This is a genomic window from Roseobacter sp. TSBP12 (assembly GCF_009129705.1).
Taxonomy (GTDB): Bacteria; Pseudomonadota; Alphaproteobacteria; order Rhodobacterales; family Rhodobacteraceae; genus Celeribacter; species Celeribacter baekdonensis_A.
This window is the reverse complement of record NZ_PYIB01000027.1, coordinates 1-19,873: the sequence shown is the minus strand read 5'-3', so window position 1 is coordinate 19,873 and position 19,873 is coordinate 1. Positions and strand designations below refer to the sequence as shown.

The following is a 19,873-nucleotide window of genomic DNA, read 5'->3' as shown; positions in this document are numbered from 1 at the left end:
CCCCCCACGTTCAAACGCGAGGATTTGGTCATCCGTTGGCTGCTGCTTCGGCTTCGGAGCCGCCGAAAAGGTCTTCTTCGACATACCGCTCAATCTCTTTCGTTAGTTGGTTGATCTCCCGGGCCGCATTGCTATCGCCAGCCCACTCGAAAATCGTTTGCCCCATGGTCATACCTTCAGCGAAGGCCACCCGTTGCTCGATCTCACTTGCTAGGATTGGCAAGCCCGCCTCGGCTGCCATGTTGCGAATATCTCGCCCTATGACAGTTTTCCCTATTTTGCGGGAAACCACAAACCCACATTTGAGGGAGGGCTTAAACTCCTGCGCTTCTTTAACTTGACGCACTGTCAGGTCAGATGCCCACGTCGAGAGACCGGATGGTTCGATAGGCAACGCCACAAAGTCGGATGCAACGATACAAGATCGGGCAATCTCCTCCGCGTGCGGCGGGCCGTCGATGATGGTGTGAGTATAGTCCTGGGCAAGCTTTAGCGCGTCCCGCGCCATGTTGGCCCGTGCCATGCTGACAACTTGAAAGGGCGCGTCTTCGCGCAGGCTTGCCCATGTTGTGGCCGAGCCTTGCTTGTCAGCGTCGATCAGAAGCACCCGGTGGCCTTGACGTGCCAGACAGCCCGCCACGTTCACCGATAGGGTGGTTTTGCCGACGCCGCCTTTTTGGTTCAGGAAAGATATGATCATGAATCCACCTCACCACATTAGTGGGAATGCGTAAAGCCACAAACCCACATTTGTGCGTTCTAATTTTGGTACGCGCCGCGCTTACTGCAGAAGGCCAGAAAGTGCTTATCCGCATCCTTCACGTCGATAGCCTTGTCATGCACCCATGACCGCCACTCATTTTCCAGCACGTAGATGTCCCACCCAGGCGCGAGACGCCGCGCCTCATCATGTGTGTCTGGTTTTCTGAACCGCAACGCCAGAAAGGAGGGGGCGACCACCACCTCAGCCCCCTTGGGGCGAAAGACAACATTATCGCTTTCGATGTTCATGCTGTAGTCGGGGAGATGGTCATGCACCGCGTCATCCTCGATGATCTTCGAAATCAATCGCCTGAATTCTTTCGTGGTTGAGCCTGACCCGCACTTGTCGCGCAAGAGTTCGAGCCCACACCTCCACTTGGGTTGTGCGCCGCAATGCTTACGGGCCAGTTCATAGAGCCGCCGTTCAAGCGGTTTTCGTAGGAAAAAATACTGCTTGTTCAATGTCAGAACATGATTGTTCTCGATGGCATCAAACACCCAATCCGACAGTGTGATCTCGACATCCTGCATCCGACCGTCACGTGTCTCCCGAACGATTTCCGCTGACTCGATCAGGCCGAATACCTTGAAATATTCCTTGCCACCTTGGCGGATATTCGTCTCGATCTGCGTGCCTTGCAGACGCCGCAGCGCATCCTTCAAGAGCTGGTAACCTTGGCCCGAGGTCTGACGGTTCGTCGCCACCAGCAAATCATGAGCCTTGAACCGCATCGACCGGTTGACTTTGCGGCCTTCATTGAGTGCAGCCATGCACTGACTGATACAGTAGATCAGCACGTCACGGTCATGGACTGTGGCCAGCCCGTAGCGTGAGGGTGAAACCTCAATCGAATTCTCGCCATTCTGGTAGCGTCGCGGCTTCATGTCCGGCTTGGTCGAGAGGGTAAACACTGGATGTTCCATCGAAGCCATGTCGCCCTTCGGCACCGCGTCCACAATGTCGCAAACGAACAGATCTTTTTGCGGATGCCGGTCCGGCAGGAGCGGGGAGCGCGCATTCGTCATTTCACACACCCTCTGCTCAGCTCACGATTCGTCATTTTACACACCATGGCTCACTATCGTCATTTCACACACTGATCGTCAAGAGTCGTCATTTCACACACCAACCGCCTGTGGATAACTTTTCTAAACTATCGTCATTTCACACACCCAGATTCGTCATTTCACACACCAAACTTCGTCATTTCACACACCGGCTTTCTGAAAAAGTTTATTTTTTTCAAGGCGTTATTAGACCTTTTCCAAGGTGTAACTCTATAATAACTCTATTTAACTCCCTCAGAACGCGAGGCCTTTAACAAAATTCCAACGCCCAACTTTCAATTCAGCGGGTTCTGATCAAACCTTCCACGGTAAGCCTTGCTCTTGAAGTACAGGTTCTGCTTTGCCTTGAGCGGGTTGCGATTGCCCACCAACAGCAGCAGATCATCCGCCTTCATGCCAGTGATCTGCTCAGCAGTCATGAGCTTCTGTCGCTGCTCCGAGTAGGAAAAATCACGGCCCTCGTGCGGGGCTTTGCCCTCTCGAATTTGCTGAGAATAGACCGTGCTTTCCCCGAGATGGCGCGCAGCCCATTCAGCGGTTTCGATATCGTTGAGGTTGAAGACGCGCTTGGTGATGCAGGAGCCAAAGATCGACCGGGCATCGTTTGGCCCATAGGCCTTTTCGACCTGACCAGTATCCTGGGTAACGAACAGCGCTTCGACACCAGCACCTGCGGCGACGTTGGCGATGTTCATGATCTGCTCCATGCGGCCCATACGCACGAATTCATCGAGAACCAGCAGGATTGGGGCCTTGACCTTGCGCCGTCCGTCCTGACGCACGACCGTGCCCAGGACAAGGTTGATGAACAGGCGCATGAAGATCGCTTGCTTGTCCACCTGGTCGAGAGGCACCGCGATGAAGAGATCGACCCGATCATCGAGAAGATCATCCATGCGGAAGCTGGACCCGGCCAGGAAGTGGCGCATGTTGTCGGACTGCATCCACTCAAAAGCTTTCGAGACCGCTGTTTGAATCGACCCTCGTTCTCTGTCACCTGCGCGCAGAATGGTTGCGGCGGTCTGGGCCGGGCGGTGACCGACAAGGTCACCATTTTCAGCCCATGCCTCAAGCGTGCCGTCGAGGTTTGCAGACAGAAGCAGATCGGCGACGGCGATCAGATTGCGCCGGTTGGGTTCTTCCTGGGTCACGATCACTTCTATCGCCGCCGCGACCAGCTGGCGGGCCATTTCCGAAAAATGTGCGCCGTCGCCTTGTTCGGGTTTAACCAGGCCGTCCGCAACCAGGGCCACGTCTCGCGCCAGCTCGTGGGGCCGGATGTAGTCGAGCGGGTTGAACTGATCCTTTCCATCCTCGACGAGGCCGAAGGGGTTGAGGACGGCCACCTTGCGCCCGAGCTCTTCGCGGTGCCGCCGCGTGACGGCGAAATTCTCACCCTTGATGTCCAGGACGACGACCGGCCCCTGGTGATCGAGGATCGCCGGGATCACGGCGCTGACGCCCTTGCCGCCGCGTGTGCCGGAGACGACGAGGTGATGCCCGCCGCGCCATCCCTTCGCATCGTTCTTGACGTAGCGCAGGAGCTTGCCCTTGTGCAGGGCGAGGGGCAGGCCGGTCTTGTTGCGCTTCAGCTGGGCCACGTCACGCGGGTCCATCCATCCCGCTTGCCATGGGCCGGTGCGGGATTTGCGGTTGCGGCCAATGCGCGGATTGAAGATCGCCACCAGCGGGGTGCTGACAGCGACAGCCACGCCGAAGACCCCGAGCGCGAAGGAGATCGCCATGGCCTGCTTCTGCGGATCAGAATACCGCGCCAACCCCTTGAGGCCTTCCCAAATGGCGCGGGGGAGGGGCCAGCCAGCGCCCGTCCATGCCTGGACAGTCGCCAGTATGTCGCTGAGCGGCCCTCTGAGGGGTGTCAGGGCTGTGAGGGCGGCAGCGCACAGGCAAACCCATGCGAAGAGCTTCAGAGGCCATCTCAGGCGCTCTGCTGTGGCCCCAAGGGTGTCGAGGATCACGGCCACTGCGATGATCGGGAAGGCATAGGTGGTCACCGGGTAGATCGCGACCGCTTGCGGAGTGAGGATCAGGGCGGCAGCGGCCAGGATCACAGCGCCGATCATGATCACCCAGTGTCGGGCTTCCAAAACAAAACTCATGACCGGTCCTCTTGCGCGTCAGGAAACAGAATCTGCCAGAGCCCCCGGTCGCGATCCCGCTGGGTGAGGCGGTCTGGCAGATCGCGCCGCACGATGCTCTGAAGAGCAGGTTCGGCGCTCAAACGGTCGAAGACCAAAGTGCCCAGGAGCCATTTGAGGCGGTCTTCGTCTTTCTTTTCGGAGAGACGCCGCCGGGCATCGAGCGCTGCGATTTGAGCGTCGAGCTGAGCTTTCTTCTCGGCCAGTTCTTTGATCCGGGCGTCGGTCGGGCGGCTTTGGGACATGGGGCAACCTCGGGCATAATGGCGGCGAATGTAGTGGCGGATTGATAGGTTGAAAAGATTTAAATGCGCGCTTATACATTGTCTTCGACAACGTGCGCGTCCTCATGGGGGTAAACCCCCGCGCCGGACGGCTTCCCCCCAAGGCGGCAATGCCGCCTAAACGAGGGTTTCACCCTCGCGCTCCCGACCAGCGCAACCAGGCGCTGGACCCTGTTTTAAAGAGAGGCGCTCGATCCGTGGCGATCTATCATCTCAGTGCGAAAGTGATCAGCCGGGCAGGGGGCCGGTCATCGGTCGCAGCCGCCGCCTACCGGACGGCTGGGCGGCTGCGGGATGACCGGCAGGGGTTGGAGCATGACTACAGCCGCAAGGGCGGGGTCGTGCATTCCGAGATCATGGCCCCCGAAAATGCGCCCAACTGGATGCGCGATCGCGACCAGCTCTGGAACGCGGTCGAGGCGGTTGAGAAGCGTCGTGATGCGCAGCTTGCCCGCGAGATCGAAGTGGCTCTTCCCCGCGAGCTCGATCGCGGGGAGCGCCTGGAACTGTTGCGTGGTTTTGTTCAGCGCGAATTTGTCGATCGCGGCATGATCGCGGATGTGGCCATTCACGAGGGCAAGGCTCGTGATGGCCACGGTCAGCCCCATGCGCATGTCATGCTCACCATGCGCGAGCTGACCGGAGAGGGGTTCGGGAAGAAGGATCGCAGCTGGAATGCGCCGGACCTGCTTATGGGCTGGCGCGAAGCCTGGGCGCGGGACGCGAACACGTCCCTTGAGCGGGCAGGGCGGTCGGAGCGGATTGACCATCGGTCCCTTGATGTTCAGCGCGCCGAGGCCGAACAACAGGTCGACCGTGCGCGCGGGGGCGGGCAGGAGGAGCTGGCGCTTGAGCGCGAGAAGAAGGTGGTCGAGCTCAGCCGCGAGCCCGAGCCGAAAATCGGCCCATCGGCCAATGCGCAGGAGAAACGCGGGATCGTCACAGAGCGCGGCGAGGCTTTCCGCGCGGCGCAGGCGCGCAATGCTGAGCGCCAGGAGCTGGGCTGGCGGCAGTTGGAGTTGCGGCTTGAGCTGATGGAGCGCGGGCGCGCCTTCATTGCCACCGCCCGCGAACGGCTGAATCAGCTTTGGGGCCGCGCTGAAGCGGCGATGTCACGGATCAAGGAGAGGGTTATGGGCGAGGTTGAGAGGCCGCAGGCTAGTGCTGAGCGGGGTGACATGGATGCGCGCCGGGCGGCAGTGTTGGGGCGCGACGTTGATCGGCCTGAGGTGCAAGCGCCGGATGTCGGGCGGGAGAGGGTTGTGCCCGACGATCCAGACCGAGATCGTCGGGACGCCATCCTTGGGCGTGTGCGCGATATCGGACAGGAGCGGGATGCAGCGGCGGTAGAACGGGACATTGCCGCCCGTGACGGCGAGGGCCGTGACCAAGGGCGGCGGGATGACATTCTCGGACGTGGGCGTGATAATGCGTCCGAGCTCGGGCAGGGTCGCGATCGCGACAGAGAGCGTTAAGAAGCAAGAGGAGAACACATGGAAAGAGTTCAAGAAATCATCGCGGAACTTCAGCGGCGGGGCCCCATAGATGCGACGGAGTTTCATCGGGCGGAGGGCCCCACGCCGAGCCCATCTCTGGTGCGTGAAGCGCTCGTAAAAATCAGTGGAGAAGAGGGGATCAGCGGATACCGCTATTTTTGCCACGTCGTAGAGCGCTGTGGTTGCCACCCAGAGGAGGGGGCTTCGGAAGCGCTGATGCTTGCCCATGAAAAAGCACGGCAATTGCTTGCCGCTGGGCCAAAGAACAGAGCCGAGCTTGATGAAATTCTCACAGAACAAGGGCTCTAAAAGTATGCGCGATGATTGGGAGCCTTTCGTTTTGCCGGACGGTCGCACAACGAGAATTAAATACACATTTGTTGTCTCGCCAGATAAGCCCGTCACTGGGCAGTACGGGCATTTTGAACCTGAGAGAACACGCGTTACTTGGGCAGATCGTTCAGAGCAGCGGTGTTTGTATTTTGGCGCTGGTCCGCAAGCCTTAGAATATGCCCGCGAGCAGGCTGCGAGCCGTCCGGGGGGTCCCGAACGAGAACAAGCATTCAAAGAATATCTTCGTTGCCGAAAGTATCTATGGTCCGAAATGATCGGTCGCGTTGTATGTGTAGAAGGCGAAAAAGACCCCCAGGACATTTGGGTCGTGGGAATTGAAGAAACATCCACGACGGACTTTGAGATTATGCTGGATGGCCATAGAAAACTCTAAACATGACTTTGCGACCCCAGCTATCTGCCGAGATCACTTTGAGCGAGCGCAGTTTATTTATCTGTGGCGTCGCACCTTGATTGATAGGAACGAATAAAGAACACTATTGCTCTTGCTTCGATTGGAAGCCGTTCCCATATAAAGAAGATGGCGCTCAATTGGGGGCTGCCAGTTACGTGTTTAAACTGTCAAGGCCAACCTCCGGGGCGGTGCAGATTGCGAGTTCCATAATTCGGGCTCCTTTCGCCAGCCACGCGGGCGGCTTTGCGGCAATCCGGCAATACCACATTGCCAGGTGCGTCACAGTATACACGACCACGTCGACGACGAACGCACACCGCACAACGGCGGGGGCGAAGATGTTAAGGGTCAGTGCGTTGATCCAATGCTTCTGCCCCCTCTCGCGGAGGCTTATGGAAGACGAGTTTGATTTCACCGCCAAGGACCTCAAGCACTATCCGCATTTTGATGCGCCGATCACATTGAGGGAAATCCGTAACCTTGTCACAGACCGGGAAAGGGTTGCGGCCAACTCGTTCTACCCCTTCTTCCTCTATGAGGAATCATGGCAACCATTCCGCTCCACCGATGCGGCGAAGCCAGATAAAAAGAGACGCCCGATCCGCTACGGCGCGCGCCGCGATGCCTACATCTTTGCCTTCTACCGCCGGAAGCTCTCCCGTCTGTATGAGGCGCGCTTCGTGAGATGGGAATCGTGGATTGCCCGATTGCGTACCGCCAAGTGCTGAAGCCCGGGCGGGGTGGCGGAAAATGCAACATCGACTTTGCTAAAGATGCCTTTGATGAAATTGACCGGCTCGGAAATAGCGTGGCGGTGGCACTCGACATCAAGGGCTATTTTGAGAACTTGGATCACGGACGGATCAAGCGCATCTGGTGTGATCTGCTGGGTGTTCAGGAGCTACCGCTTGACCACTATGCGGTTTTTAAGAACATCACCAAATATCGCTTCGTTGACCAGCGCGCGGTTTACTCGCGTCTGGGATTCTTTGGGATGCGTGAGCGGAACGGGAACTTGATCCCCGGATTTCTGATCCCCTTCCGTGACATGCCGAAACAGCTCTGCTCCAGTTCAGATTTTCGCGCTAAAATTTGTGGCGGTGACCCGAAACACGGCCTGTCACTCATCCAGAAAAACCTCCTCCCCCATGGTATCCCACAGGGCGCTCCCATCTCTGACTTGATAGCAAATTTTTACTTGTTGGAGTTCGACAGGGTATTAGCCGACTATGCCCGGTCGCGTGGCGGCCGATACATGCGATACTCAGATGATATTCTGCTTATTCTGCCTGGTGGAGGCCCAGAGGCTAGTGCGGCCATTGATTTCGCCACTACTGAGATGCGTAAACATGGGCCAGAGCTACGTATCAAGGACGCTAAGACATGCGTCGCTAAGTTCGAGCGTACGCCTGATGGTCTTCGCTTCCAGCACCTACAACAACACCCTGACGAGCCTGCCAAAAACGGTTTTGAGTACCTGGGCTTCCGGTATGATGGTCGCCGGGTATATGTCCGCGACAGCACTATTTCTCGCTTCTACAGCAAGGTGGCCGGTGCTTCGAAACGTGATGCTAGGCGGCATGTCGAGAGCAACCCTGCGATGGATGCCGATGAGCTGATAAGCAGCTTTGACTTTCCCCTGTTCTCTCAGCGATTTAGCAAGGTCAAAAAGTCGAATCTGACAAGCGACTATCGAAGTTGGACATTTTATTCATATCTCAAGCGTTCTGCAGAGGCCTTTGGCCCTAAGGGTGATCGCATCCTGAGACAGGCGCGGGGCTTCGATGACTTCATGCGCGAACGGGTAAGAGCCGCTATCGTATCTATGAGCGGAAAAAGAAAATCTGTGATCCCGGCAGTGATGCCAGGATCGCTTTGATTGATAGACAGCGCAGGGGATCGACGGGCTGACGCCCGCTCACCCCAACCCTGACCGTTTCCAACTCTTATTGATCCGCCTGCCATCCTGTCAGGTCCGAGAAAACCGGCAAGCGCCGCCTGTGGCGTCGGTTCCGGCCCTGAATTCCGGTTCCTCCCACGCGCAGGCGCGCGGTTCCCTCCCAAATTCACGCCCTCCACCCGGTTGTCACGGCCCCACCAGGCCGCAGGACGGGCTTTGCCCTTACCTGCTCTGCCCTTCGGAATGCATGGGCATTCCAAAGATCAGAACAGGAAGGCCCGCCCATTGGCGGAAAGGGGAAGAGACCCGGCCCGCGTCACTCAAAGGAGGGTCACAAATGACCGCAGAGAAGTTTGACGTTTATTCCCATGTCACAAATCAGATCATCGCGCAGATCGAGGCGGGAACGCCGCCCTGGCGCAAGCCGTGGACCGGCGGAGGGGGAGGTGTCAGCTTGCCGGAACGGTTCAACGGCGAAGCCTATCGGGGCATCAATATCCTGATGCTTTGGGCGACGTCGATGGCGAAGGATTACAGCTCAGCCCGCTGGATGACGTTCAATCAGGCCAAGCAGCTTGGGGGCCATGTCCGCAAGGGCGAGAAATCCGCAACCGTCGTGAAATACGGCACCGTCGAGCGCGAGGATGAAAACGGCGAGGAACGCCAGATCCCCTATGCCAAGGCTTACCGCGTGTTCAATGCCGATCAGATCGAGGGTTTGCCCGCTGAATTCTACATCTTACCCGATCCGCCCCGTGATCTTGGCACCTTGGCCGATCCCGCGTTGGAGGCGTTCTTTGCCGCGACCGGCGCGCAGATCGACGTAACCGAGGAGCCGCGCGCCTACTACAACATCAAGACCGACCGCATTCATATGCCGCCGATTGGCACGTTTTATCGGGCAGCTGGGTATTTTGGCACCTTGGCCCATGAGACAATTCACTGGACAGGGGCGACAAAGCGGCTTGACCGTCTTGGCCGGTTCAATGACCGTAAGGCCTACGCGTTCGAGGAGCTGGTCGCGGAAATCGGAAATTGCATGCTTTGCGCGCAGATCGGGGTAGAGCCTGAATTTGACCAGAGCGCGGCCTATGTCGAAGGATGGCTTGAGGCGATGAAGGAAGACAGCCGCGCGATTTTCCGCGCTGCGTCCGAGGCGCAGAAGGCCGTGGATTACATCATGGAGCGTACCGCCCAGGCTGACCGGATGGCCGCCGAGTAGCAGCCGCACCGCTGAAATGATCAAGGCCCCCGTCAGCAGGCGGGGGTCTTTTTGTATTGTGGCGTGATCCTGGGCGTGGCCGGTTTCAGGGTGACCTGTCGGTGGGCAACCTAAAGGCCACCCGCTGACAGGCCCGGCGCTTCGCGCGGACGGGCATGTAATGCCCGGAAGTAACGATTGAGGCAAACGATCAGGTTCACTGAAAACGAACAGGGGGACTTATCACTACCTGTTTTGACGAAACCTACGCCTCCGCCCGCTTCCATTAGGGCTTGACACAAGCCCCTGCACTGTGTAGAAAATACAAGCGTCATAAAGAGCATTTTAGGTGAGTTTACGAGGATATCGACTCGCTTATGTGGATGGCAGACTTTCCTCAAGGTCTGTTTCGCGTGACACTGAGAGGTGGTTTCCGACCCTTACCTTCTAGGTAAAGCTAAGGAAACGCTGCTAGCGCGACGCATAAAAGCCGCCTTATGGCGGCTTTTCTATATCTGCCCCACGAGAACTCCTACCGTTCGAGTGTTTGAGTATGCAGTGACAACACTCCAGTGTGGAGTTTCGACTTTATCTATAATTGTCCGGACATATTCCAGAATCACTGTGCCAGTCACGATACGAACCGTGTTTACTCTTGGCTTTTTAAGATTTCTGTCTTCAAAGTAGATTACTCCAGGCGCGGTTAGAATTTTCTGTACATAAGCGGACACCAGACTTTGGTTTGTAAAACCTGCTTGAATTATTTCTTGCTGATGCTCAGCCCAAATATGCGCAACACCAAACCCTGAGTTGGGACCAATATGTTTCCCTTCAACAAGATAAATTGGAGCCTCACGCGTAGTGATCACCCCTTTATGCTTGCTGGTCAACGTTAGAGCAGGGACCACACCGAAGATGTCTGTATTATCAATCGGGTTGAGAACTCTTACCTTGCTCATTAACTTCCCTTTCAAATCTTTCTAAACGCATATGCCCCTCACAACGCAAAGCCAACAACCCTACTAAGTATCACCGCTTTTGTTGGTATTAAGCTGTGCTTTGTGAGGTTATGCTTTGGTACGATCTATGTTCGCCTGAGGCCGACCTATTCCCGGGCGACAACCGTGTTGTACAGGCCATAACTCGACAGGCCTTCATGACTATCAATCCCAGTATAATTCAATGACGCATCTTCGTATCGGCGGAAGGCGAAGACCGCCTGATTCATCTGTTCTGTGTTGAACACTTTGAGCCGAACCAGGAGATGAAAATCTTGGACTGTCAGGCCGGTGACCGTCCGAAATAGATCGGGTTCGAGCTTGGTGATCACATCCTGAAGGGTGTTTTCACGGAAATCAGTCAGATACATGAACGCAGGAATGCGGGTGGCAAACTTGATCAGTTTTTCCTGGACCAACTTTCGAGCGGACTTGTATTCCTTCTCTTCAGCGGAGAGCTCTTTCTTTTCTTTTGGGGTCAGGTCGCGCTCTTTGGCCTTTGCCTTCAGGTCTTTGACCTTCTCGCTCTTGTTGATAATGGTCTCAATGACGTTGTCGCCCAAGGCACGCCAGCCTTCGATGCGTTCAACAGCGGCCATCGCCTCAGGGTTATCCATGATCTTGCGAAGGGTTTCGTTATCCACGTTGACCAGCAGGGCGCTTTCCCATTTCCGGGCCAGCAGTGTCGCAGATGTTCCCGCCATTGCGATGTCGAGGATACCGCCCGCGTCAACCTGGTACATGTTCGCGCCGTCATAGGCGAGCACCGGCAGAAACGACACAAGCTCTTTCACTGCGTTCTCAGGGTTCGCTTCGTTGGGTGACAGGCCGATCCCGTATTCGGACAACTGCCGCAGGGCACGCGTTGGCGCGAAGTCGAACACAAAGCACACGGGCTTCAGGATTTCTTCTTCATGCGGGTTGTCCCCGTTGGGGTTCTTGATGGACCAGGGCGACTGCACCCGGAATGCCGCCTGAAAATATGTCTCGGGAGATTTCAGGTTTCGCAGCATGAGGATGGAGGACCACTGCTTGACCGTGACACCCGTAGTCAGCTTACCGCACGACAAGGTTATGCTCTTGCTATCGAAGCCGCTTCCAATCGCCCGCCGCACTGGAGGAAGGGCCTCAAGCCCGATCCCGGCGCTTGCCCCAGCAGCGCTGATGACCTTGTACTCATGCCAGAATGTGTTTTGGCGCTCTGTCAGCAGGTTTTTCATTGCGTGACAGGCCGCCACGTTTGGCAGAAACCAGAACGAGTGTTGCAGGTAGGGCAAAAGCCGCACGTCAGAATAGGGGAACGGTGGTCGCGTTCCAGTCTTCAGGTTATCTACCGCGCCTGGTGCATACTGCCCCCGGATGATGTCCAGCCATTTTTGAACGTCGCTCTTGTGTTTGAACTGCGCTTTGCTTCCGATCCCCGTGGCGGCAAAGAACTCATTCAGATCGAACTCGTCAAACTCTCCGGCGCTGGCAATGGCCAGCAGCTCGTCGGGCATCTGATAGGTCAATAGCCTCATCTGCGGCAGGGAACCGTAAGGGTTCCACTGATCTGGGTGAGCGGCAGCAAAGGCCGCTTTTGCCCGTTGCTCGTCGGTGTAGGTCCAGTTGAAAATCTGCTCTTCGATGAACTCGCCCGTGGACAGGGCCTTGAATGGCGTCCCTGACAGATAGAGATAGGCCTTTGTCGTGATTGGCAGAAACTCGGTTTCAGGTTCCAGCGGCTCTTGCAGGTCCGCGATCCGGTCCTTCAGCTTTTTGGCGTCTTCAAGCCGGGCTTCCTCGCGGGCGATTTCATCTTCTTCCCCTGCGAACAACTCTTTCGCTGTCTCGCGCCATGCGCCGAAATGGTATTCATCAAAGACCACTAAGTCCCAGTTTTCAGTGTGGAGCCATTCGTTCTTGGCCTTGATGTTGCCGCGTGCATCGCGACCCAGAAGATCCTGAAACGAGCCGAAATAGACGACTGGTTTGTTTCGGTCGATCTGCGTCGGGTCGCCACCAGTCTTGACTGACAGATATTGCCAGCCATCAAAGTCCGCATGGTTTTCTAGATCGCTTTGCCAAGCGTCTTCAACAGCCGGTTTAAACGTTACCACCAGCACCCGTTTCGCGCCCATTTTCTTGGCGAGCTGATAAGAGGTGAAGGTCTTGCCGAAGCGCATTTTGGCGTTCCACAAGAAGCGTGGAACGGCGTGCATGTCCTCTTCCCAGCGGGAATGATAGTAGGCGTGGGTTTGCCTGACGGCCTCTGCCTGTTCTCGACGCATGGGGAAGGTTTGATGGTGCGTGCCACTGAACCGCAGGCCGGTGCGCAGCTCTGTCAGCACAGTATGGACATCGGCCAGGGTGCAGCGCATCCATTCTAGGCTTGTGTTCTCGATCCCCCTACGGATCAGCGCGGCGCGCACATCATGGTCGGTAAAGATGGTGCCATCATCGCGTTCAGCGGGTTCATCCAGCTCAATCCTGAAATTGGTGATAGCTGCCGTGCGCAACTGTTCAGCTACCCGCCGCTTCACATCCCGTGTGGTCTGACCAACCTTCAGCAGGCCTTCATGGGTCTCATCCGCGATGGAATAAGCATAAATGCGCGGACGCGCTTCCGGCTTTGGAGAGAGGATGTCGTCGATGGTGGGCTTATGCATCGTCACCGTCTTCAACAGCTACTTCACCAAACAGGTTACCTACCAAATCCATGGGGCGGACAATTTTCTCAACGAAAGCAATTTCATCTTCTGACAGATCATACTTCGCGTAGAGGTCCTGATCTGTCCAAATTTTCGTCCAATCCTGTGTCGGTACGAAGGTGTAAACTTTGCGCGTGGTATCCTGTGACGGCTTGTGCAGGAGGATGAGAAACCGGGTTAATCGGCAGGACAAGTAGGAGAGAACGCTTTCAGCCTCATCCTTTGTCTCGAACGGACCAATATACATGTATGTCCAAGACGAAATAGACCCCGGCTCACCAAGAAATGGCGTGCTAATAATTCTATGCGGATATGTATCTTTATTCCCAGTGCCAGGAGCGGCGCGGCCTATGTAGACTTTCCACTTGTCGAAAACATGTTGCTCCTTGTCGATTTCTGATCGTGGTAGATATCCGATTCCGCCGTTTCTATAGACTTTTAAGTCGTCCCCAGATGGACGGTCTTTTCCACGAAAAGTGCTCCCCAGACCAAACGATCCGATTGAGCTTACGAGGTCCATGAAGCGGCGATGCTTTGGTAGCTCGACAGTCTTCGAGTTTCCAGTTTCGGTAAGAGCTACTTTTTTAAGTATCGAAACGCCTTCATTAAAACGAATAAATATATCTGCACCGTCCTCCAACAGAGGACGTGTGGCAACTGAGGGTGTCTCACTTTTATAGTGTGTGGCTACTCTGCAAGGTCCAGACTTGTCCCTATCCCAAAGGAAATAGCAAACGCCTCCTTTCAGTCCGACACCTGGAAAGACATCCGAAGCAGACAAAAAATCGTCTAGTGATTTAATCCTATTGTCGCTCAGCATCGACTCGCGAAAGTTGTCCAAGCCCATTCCACCGGAAAACCACCGGGATGGGATGATCATACTAAGATATCTTGGGTCCAAATTTTTCGCTTGTTCTACGAACTGGTGGTAAATTGGTCGCGCTTGGGTGCCATGCCCGTCTGTATTCAGTTGATATGGGGGGTTTCCAATAATCACATCGAATTGCATGTCGCCTCCAAATAGCTCGGCGATCCGAGTCTTGATGTTGTCTGTGTGTATGAACGCATAAGCGTGAGATTCGCGGTCTTCGCCCCTATTCAGCGTTGCTTTGCTGGCCCCGCAGTATTTGCATTTGTCTTGCGCGGTCCAAGTGTGCTCTGTCCGCTCGAACCAGATGTTTCCGGTTTCACTGTTAAACCGGCGCGTCACGGAGTGCTGCCCGTTGGCGAATTTCGAACAATAAACGCTGCGCCTGGCCATCAAGCTTGTTAGTTGGGTGGTCCCGATGCCAAAGACTTGCTGGGTCAGGATGTGGTCCACCCGCTCCTGAAGGTCTGGAATTTCGCTTTCTAGCCCTGCGATTAAACGCTTTGTGATTTCCCGCAGGAACACACCTGACTTTGTAAAGGGATCGAGGAATTTGACAGTCTGGTCAGCCCAGATATTCGCACCATCATGATCTGCCGCCCAAGCTGCCGCCACGGTGTCCAGCATCCGGTTGGCGAATTCTGGCGGGGTGAAGACCTCATCGTTCGACAGGTTCGCGATACAGGTCAGGACATCCGGGTTGCGCCCGCGTAGAGCAAAGCCCTCTTCAATATTCATGCGGCCTCCTGTGGGTTATCGCCCCGTGCGGCCAGATCACGAACGGTCATCGGCGGGTAAGTTTTCGTGGGCGTGAAAATCTCATGCTTACCCAGGTGAGAGAACAAGGTTCCCTCGGCGCTGAACGCTGACGAGCCTGTCAGCACGTCTAGCCTAAAATCCCGCCGCTGGAACTTGCCCTTGCCCAGATATCCCCATTCGGAAAAGGTGATTGGCGCGCCGTCATACCCCTTCATCGACAGGGCATCACCCTGGATCAGGTTCAGTGACAGCACATGGGAGGCGGCCCCATACAGATCATCGCTTTCGTCGATCCGCAGGTAATCGGCCAGCACTTCGAGCATGTTGGCGCGGCATTCGATAATGTTGTCTTCCAGAATCTCGATGCCGTAAGCGCACATGAGGCCGAGAAGTGCGTATTGCCGCTTTTCAAATTCGGATTTCCCGAATTTCAATTCGACTGCGCAAAGCTTCCGCTTGAGGACCTTCACAAGGAAATTGCCACTGCCACAGGCAGGTTCAAGAAACCGCGAGTCGATCCGCTCCGACTCTTCTTTCACCAGATCAAGCATAGCATCCACCATCCATTCCGGGGTGAATACTTCGCCATGATCGGCTACGCGTTTTTTCGACTTGATCAGGCTCATGGTTTATTCATGTCAGCAGGCAATGCTTTATCCAAGGGCGTATTGATTTATTTGGCGAAATGCCCGCGCACCCCCGCGCCAGAATGCCCCTCATTCTAGACGCTCCGCGATCCACATCTTGATCAGTGCCTGACGGGTGATGCCGAGCTTCTGGGCCTGCCGGTCCAGGCCTGCGACGACCCAAGTCGGGAAATCCACGTTCACCCGCTTGGCCTCGACATTGAGGCGGCGCGCCTTTGTCCAATCGACATGGGCGGACATGTCTTCGCCCGCGTCGAAGCGTTCGTCGAATTCAGTCGCTTTCATAGTGGTCAATCTCCTGCTTGCGAGCGCGGCGCACGGAGATGATCCGCACCCGGTCGCTCCGGTATGTGTAGACAGCCGTCCAGTGTCTGGCCCCAATCATGCCAACCGCCAGAAAACGTGGCTCATCTGTGACGCTGGCGGGGGCCTCGATCAGATAAGGATCATCCCAGAGGGCCTGGGCCTCATCAAAGTCGATCCCGTGCTTTTCACGGTTCGCGGCGCTTTTGTCGGGGTCATACTCGAACTTCATAAGAGGCAATATATGTTGAAAATGGTATAATTACTATACTTTTCAGCCGCACTACAATGACGAGATTTACTCAGTTAAAAAGCAGCAACGCCGCCCGCATGTCCTTAGGACATGCGGGCGGCGTTGCTGGCCAGTCAAGAGGCTTGTGCGAGTCCGTCACGCTATCATCTGAACATCGCCAGCTGCTGAGGCTCCACCCAGTAGCCCCGCTGACGCTTGGCGGCTTCCAGTGTGACCAGAGCCGCAACGGCCTGGTTCTCGTCCTCGAACCAATCCATCCGAACCTGACCGCCCTGCCCTATGCGGCCCCATTCGCGGTACAGCGTCCATTCGCCGAACAGGTTCGGCATGACCGCCATCCGGTAGAACCGGGCCATTTTCTGCGCAGGCTGGCGTTTCTCAAGATAGGTCTGCATGGCTGTCACAGGTGATACTTGCGCGCAATTTCGAGGGCTTCAGCCTGTTCGGTGCCGATGTATTCCTTGGTGCTTTCAATACTGGCATGGCCGAGCAGCAGCTGGGCCGCGCGCAGGTTGCCGGTCTGCTGGTAGATATGGGTCGGGAAGGTCCGGCGCAGCGAATGCAGGCCGTAGAGGCTGGGATCGAGGCGAGCCTTCTCCAGCCAGACCCGGAACAGACGCCAGAGCTGACTTTCACTGAGATGGGACTGGGACCACCGTGCCCCCTGCCCCGTGAAGAGCCAGCCGTGCAGCGGCTTTTCTGAAGCTGCGAGATAGGCGCGCAAGCTGTCGCGCGTCCCGGAGGACAGGCGCGCCTGGACCGGACGCGCATTGCGCGTCTCGGTTTTCTTTTGTCGGATTTCGACGATTTCGCGCACCCCTGCCGGGGTGGCCACATCCGAGACCCGCAGGCGTATCAGGTCAGACCCCCGGAAACTGGTATCGAGGGCCACGTTGAACAGCGCCAGATCACGCAGGGCTTTCTCCTGGCGCAGGATCATCCGGATCAGGGAGACCTGGTCGGGCGTCAGCGGAGGTTTTTTGCCTACAACGCGACCCTTGTTCCAGGTGGTCTGGGCGGCAGCTTTCACGGGCAAATCCTTGCGAGGTTATAGCGGTATAATACCTGTAAACCTTGCATGACGGAAGTGGAATGTTGTGAGACGCTGCACTTTCCCCATGTTTTGTTGGGTTCTTAGCTTGGGTGCTCATGCGAGCTTTTACCAAAAAGCTTGCATAAAGGTGTCGATGCCGACCTTCGCTGCATGATGCATCGATGACTGCAATGCCGGACGAAGCTGCCGTAGGAAATCGCCGTCCGAAGGTCAGCTTTCGGATTTCAACACCCAATCTTGTGCTTTGATTTCAAGGGTTTCATCTTTCAAATAGAAATGAAAATGCTTGCCCCCGACGCCTTCCATCTTGATCCAAGGAGTAGAGTTCATGTTGTCTCGGGTGTTGCCCGAAATTTCGTAGAACTCACCCCATTCTGGTGCAAGCCCACTGAAACGGCACTGACCCGAATACCAGCCTTCGTCGTTTACTGACGTCACGCGATATCTGGAGCAGTTTACGAAGCTGACAGCGATTTCGGGGATGTTCTCATATCGGCGATAGGCGTAAGGATTTGGTTTCATGCGGGCAATCAACTCATTTCCGCGCTCTTCAAGCCTGAGACTCACATCATTCGGATGAGCGTTCCAGTCTTCATTCAGTCGGATGAACTTGGGGAGGTCGTCAGTCTTGAAATGCCATGGCAAATCCGCTTTTGGTTTCCAAGTTACCCAAAGACGGTTTGGATGACTTACTAAGGATTTCAATTCCTCCGTTGGCTCGTTGACCAATACGGCGATACTGCCAAGGCCAATCAGCGGCCAGCCTGTCAGGCAGCTTCGCATCCGCTGTCTATCAACTTGTGCAATCGACAAGTTACGATCTGCGACCTGAAGCACATCCCCAATCTCGGGAACGTGGGTAAGTTGATCAAGCATAAGAACCGACCGAGCTTGCCCAGAACCATCGGTGGGAAGGCTGAATATGTTGGTCAGACGACCCTTCGGTTGGTGCATCCTCGACCCCTTCAAAATTTCTACTGCCAACCACGAAGAAAAGCAGTTTGTAGTTTTTTCATCATAGCAGACCTTTATGCGCAGCGCAGCATCCGCCAAACAGGGCTCAAACCGGGATTTCGCCGCGCTATCCACGAACGTCCGCTCTCATCTTCATGCAAGCTTTTAGTAAAAAGCTTGCATGATGCGATACATGCGTGTTCCCATCAGATGAGTTATTGATGTATGTTGCGACTGGGAGATTCAACTAATCATAGTAATCGAAAAGGCATGGTTCACCATCCCAAACGCTATAGAGCCGCTCTCCGCTCCAGTAGGTAACTTCGCCATCTCGGTTCTTTCGGCGAACTCTTACTACACTTTCTGCGTTGAGATGGGGCAGGTCATGATCAAAGTAGGGAACCTCAAAACCTCTCTGACCATAGCCATCATCGCTGATTGTTTTCCTGGGGATTGGCATCAGAAGCGCGGCGTATTTGCTTTCTTTCACCACTAGAGCAAATTCGTTATGAGTTGAATTATACCCAAAAGATGCATGCACCAAGCGAGGATCGCGCTTCTCGCCTATCGAGGCAAGAAGGCTTCGAACATGGGCTGGTGACACCAGAAGCGATTTATCCTTGATAATGCCGTTGCTCGCGAGGCTGCACCAGTTTGCAACGTGCGTAGAGTCAGCAAGAAATAACTCCCCCTCTACCAACTCTCTTGCAGCAAACCTTTTTGCTACAGGCGCATAGGTGGAAGTCGTAACAAATATAGATGATGATGCGTTCTCCGATTTTTGAACTCCGTAGAGCGCAGCGACCTTGGATTGGTCTATCTTGTTGGATTTTGCATATTTTTTTGCTTGAACTAGAGTAACTAGATCGCCAATTGGGTCACGTTTTATTAGTCTAATATCGACGCCCTCGTCACCTCTACCCTTACCCAGCTCGACATCAAAACCTTGGGCCTGGAATAGCCTTGCCAAAATGATCTCATATTCTCGCCAATGCAAATTATAGAGGTCATCGGGTCGCCCTTCGAAGTGCCTATATAGTTCTTCATACACGTCTGCGACATCTTCCTCCACAAGGCTGCAAACCCATTTCCAATGGAAATATTCTGCATATGCGGAATAGTCACTGTCCTCGTCAGGGAGGACCAAAGCGGTCGAGCCTGTATCTCTCTCATACCAGAAGCCATGTGCTGCAAGCAGACTTGAAAAACTCTGCTCTAACTCTTCATTGTTATAGCCGCTAATCGCTTCCAGAAGCTCACCATCGAAATAAACGACGGCAATCACAGGCGGGTCAAAAGGCTCTTTTCCGCTATCATCGAGATAATCTCTGACAGAGCAAACATCAGATACTTGATTTTCCTCAGCCCATTTCTGGATCGCACCTTTAAACTCTGAAAGACAGCGTTCAACTTCTGCATCTTTCACATGTCTTATCCGGGTGTGAGCCAAGATGTGCTCCTAATGGGGTCGGTTACTGCCAAGCACAAAACCACATTTGTGCTTTTGTTCATTTGCGGGTTATGCCCGCATCCTCTTCCAATTCTTGCGTGCGCTGTTCAATGAAGGCTTGGAGCTCACCAACCATTTTCCGATCCGTCGCACTGCACGCCGTTTTGAATCGCGTGTGCAGGCTCGCCGGAAGATCCAGGCTCAGGCGCTTGGTCGGCTCATCCGGCATGGTCTTCGCGACCGGCTTGTCTGCCCGTGTTGTGTCATGCCCTGCCCCCC

General features: G+C 55.4%; 21 protein-coding genes. 6 read left to right on the top strand and 15 right to left on the bottom strand.

Translation table 11 applies throughout. From position 1 onward, the window contains the following. Positions 1-28: 28 nt before the first annotated feature. The 4 genes from parA to C8029_RS08330 form a co-directional block, all read right to left on the bottom strand. Positions 29-700, bottom strand: a complete 672-nt coding sequence (gene parA, locus C8029_RS08345) for a ParA family partition ATPase (RefSeq protein ID WP_132953148.1) — start codon at positions 698-700, stop codon at positions 29-31. Between the two features lie 59 nt (positions 701-759). Beyond that, the gene (locus C8029_RS08340; RefSeq protein WP_132953146.1) at positions 760-1,788 is read right to left on the bottom strand and encodes a replication initiator protein A; all 1,029 of its coding nucleotides are present in this window, start codon (positions 1,786-1,788) and stop codon (positions 760-762) included. Between the two features lie 317 nt (positions 1,789-2,105). Further along, complete coding sequence (locus C8029_RS08335) at positions 2,106-3,950, bottom strand: type IV secretory system conjugative DNA transfer family protein (protein ID WP_152002699.1); 1,845 nt, start codon at positions 3,948-3,950, stop codon at positions 2,106-2,108. Continuing rightward, the gene (locus tag C8029_RS08330) at positions 3,947-4,234 is read right to left on the bottom strand and encodes a mobilization protein (RefSeq protein ID WP_152002698.1); all 288 of its coding nucleotides are present in this window, start codon (positions 4,232-4,234) and stop codon (positions 3,947-3,949) included. Before C8029_RS08330 ends, C8029_RS08335 begins: the two co-directional genes overlap by 4 nt. Positions 4,235-4,470: 236 nt before the next feature. Between C8029_RS08330 and mobQ the strand changes: the two genes are divergently transcribed. The 6 genes from mobQ to C8029_RS08300 all read left to right on the top strand — a co-directional run bounded on the left by mobQ (position 4,471) and on the right by C8029_RS08300 (position 9,639). Continuing rightward, positions 4,471-5,748 (top strand): MobQ family relaxase, encoded by a 1,278-nt coding sequence (gene mobQ, locus C8029_RS08325; protein WP_152002697.1) that lies wholly within the window; start codon positions 4,471-4,473, stop codon positions 5,746-5,748. Positions 5,749-5,766: 18 nt separating this feature from the next. Beyond that, entirely contained in the window at positions 5,767-6,078 is a 312-nt protein-coding gene (locus tag C8029_RS08320) for a hypothetical protein (RefSeq protein ID WP_152002696.1), read from the top strand. Further along, complete coding sequence (locus tag C8029_RS08315) at positions 6,050-6,496, top strand: hypothetical protein (protein WP_193217620.1); 447 nt, start codon at positions 6,050-6,052, stop codon at positions 6,494-6,496. Before C8029_RS08320 ends, C8029_RS08315 begins: the two co-directional genes overlap by 29 nt. Positions 6,497-6,909: 413 nt before the next feature. Then, positions 6,910-7,245 carry a hypothetical protein gene (locus C8029_RS08310; protein ID WP_152002694.1) on the top strand — a complete coding sequence of 112 codons (336 nt, stop codon included), beginning with the start codon at positions 6,910-6,912 and terminating at the stop codon, positions 7,243-7,245. Beyond that, positions 7,203-8,396 (top strand): RNA-dependent RNA polymerase family protein, encoded by a 1,194-nt coding sequence (locus tag C8029_RS08305; protein WP_152002693.1) that lies wholly within the window; start codon positions 7,203-7,205, stop codon positions 8,394-8,396. Before C8029_RS08310 ends, C8029_RS08305 begins: the two co-directional genes overlap by 43 nt. 358 nt (positions 8,397-8,754) lie before the next feature. Then, on the top strand, positions 8,755-9,639 hold the full coding sequence (locus C8029_RS08300) for an ArdC family protein (RefSeq protein ID WP_152002692.1): 885 nt from the start codon (positions 8,755-8,757) through the stop codon (positions 9,637-9,639). Between the two features lie 488 nt (positions 9,640-10,127). Here C8029_RS08300 and C8029_RS08295 read toward each other — a convergent pair whose 3' ends face one another. The 11 genes from C8029_RS08295 to C8029_RS08245 all read right to left on the bottom strand — a co-directional run. Continuing rightward, positions 10,128-10,577, bottom strand: coding sequence for a hypothetical protein (locus C8029_RS08295; RefSeq protein ID WP_152002691.1), 450 nt, complete (start codon positions 10,575-10,577; stop codon positions 10,128-10,130). A 146-nt stretch (positions 10,578-10,723) separates the two neighbouring features. Further along, on the bottom strand, positions 10,724-13,264 hold the full coding sequence (locus C8029_RS08290) for a DEAD/DEAH box helicase family protein (RefSeq protein WP_152002690.1): 2,541 nt from the start codon (positions 13,262-13,264) through the stop codon (positions 10,724-10,726). Further along, the gene (locus tag C8029_RS08285; protein WP_152002689.1) at positions 13,257-14,912 is read right to left on the bottom strand and encodes an Eco57I restriction-modification methylase domain-containing protein; all 1,656 of its coding nucleotides are present in this window, start codon (positions 14,910-14,912) and stop codon (positions 13,257-13,259) included. The genes C8029_RS08290 and C8029_RS08285 overlap by 8 nt, the downstream gene beginning before the upstream one ends. Then, a complete protein-coding gene (locus tag C8029_RS08280; RefSeq protein WP_152002688.1) occupies positions 14,909-15,559 on the bottom strand; it encodes an N-6 DNA methylase in 651 nt (216 codons plus the stop codon). Before C8029_RS08280 ends, C8029_RS08285 begins: the two co-directional genes overlap by 4 nt. A gap of 90 nt (positions 15,560-15,649) precedes the next feature. Further along, on the bottom strand, positions 15,650-15,865 hold the full coding sequence (gene brnA, locus C8029_RS08275) for a type II toxin-antitoxin system BrnA family antitoxin (protein ID WP_066009074.1): 216 nt from the start codon (positions 15,863-15,865) through the stop codon (positions 15,650-15,652). Then, complete coding sequence (locus tag C8029_RS08270; protein WP_152002687.1) at positions 15,852-16,115, bottom strand: BrnT family toxin; 264 nt, start codon at positions 16,113-16,115, stop codon at positions 15,852-15,854. Before C8029_RS08270 ends, brnA begins: the two co-directional genes overlap by 14 nt. 164 nt (positions 16,116-16,279) lie before the next feature. Further along, positions 16,280-16,531: a WGR domain-containing protein gene (locus C8029_RS08265; RefSeq protein ID WP_152002686.1), complete on the bottom strand. Its 252-nt coding sequence runs from the start codon at positions 16,529-16,531 to the stop codon at positions 16,280-16,282. Positions 16,532-16,536: 5 nt separating this feature from the next. Further along, entirely contained in the window at positions 16,537-17,166 is a 630-nt protein-coding gene (locus C8029_RS08260; protein WP_152002685.1) for a tyrosine-type recombinase/integrase, read from the bottom strand. 234 nt (positions 17,167-17,400) lie between these two features. Beyond that, the gene (locus tag C8029_RS08255) at positions 17,401-18,144 is read right to left on the bottom strand and encodes a hypothetical protein (protein WP_152002684.1); all 744 of its coding nucleotides are present in this window, start codon (positions 18,142-18,144) and stop codon (positions 17,401-17,403) included. 247 nt (positions 18,145-18,391) lie between these two features. Beyond that, entirely contained in the window at positions 18,392-19,570 is a 1,179-nt protein-coding gene (locus tag C8029_RS08250) for a restriction endonuclease (RefSeq protein WP_226946278.1), read from the bottom strand. An 82-nt stretch (positions 19,571-19,652) separates the two neighbouring features. After that, positions 19,653-19,873, bottom strand: a 221-nt coding sequence (locus tag C8029_RS08245; protein WP_152002682.1) for a hypothetical protein, incomplete at its 5' end; no start/stop codon positions are given.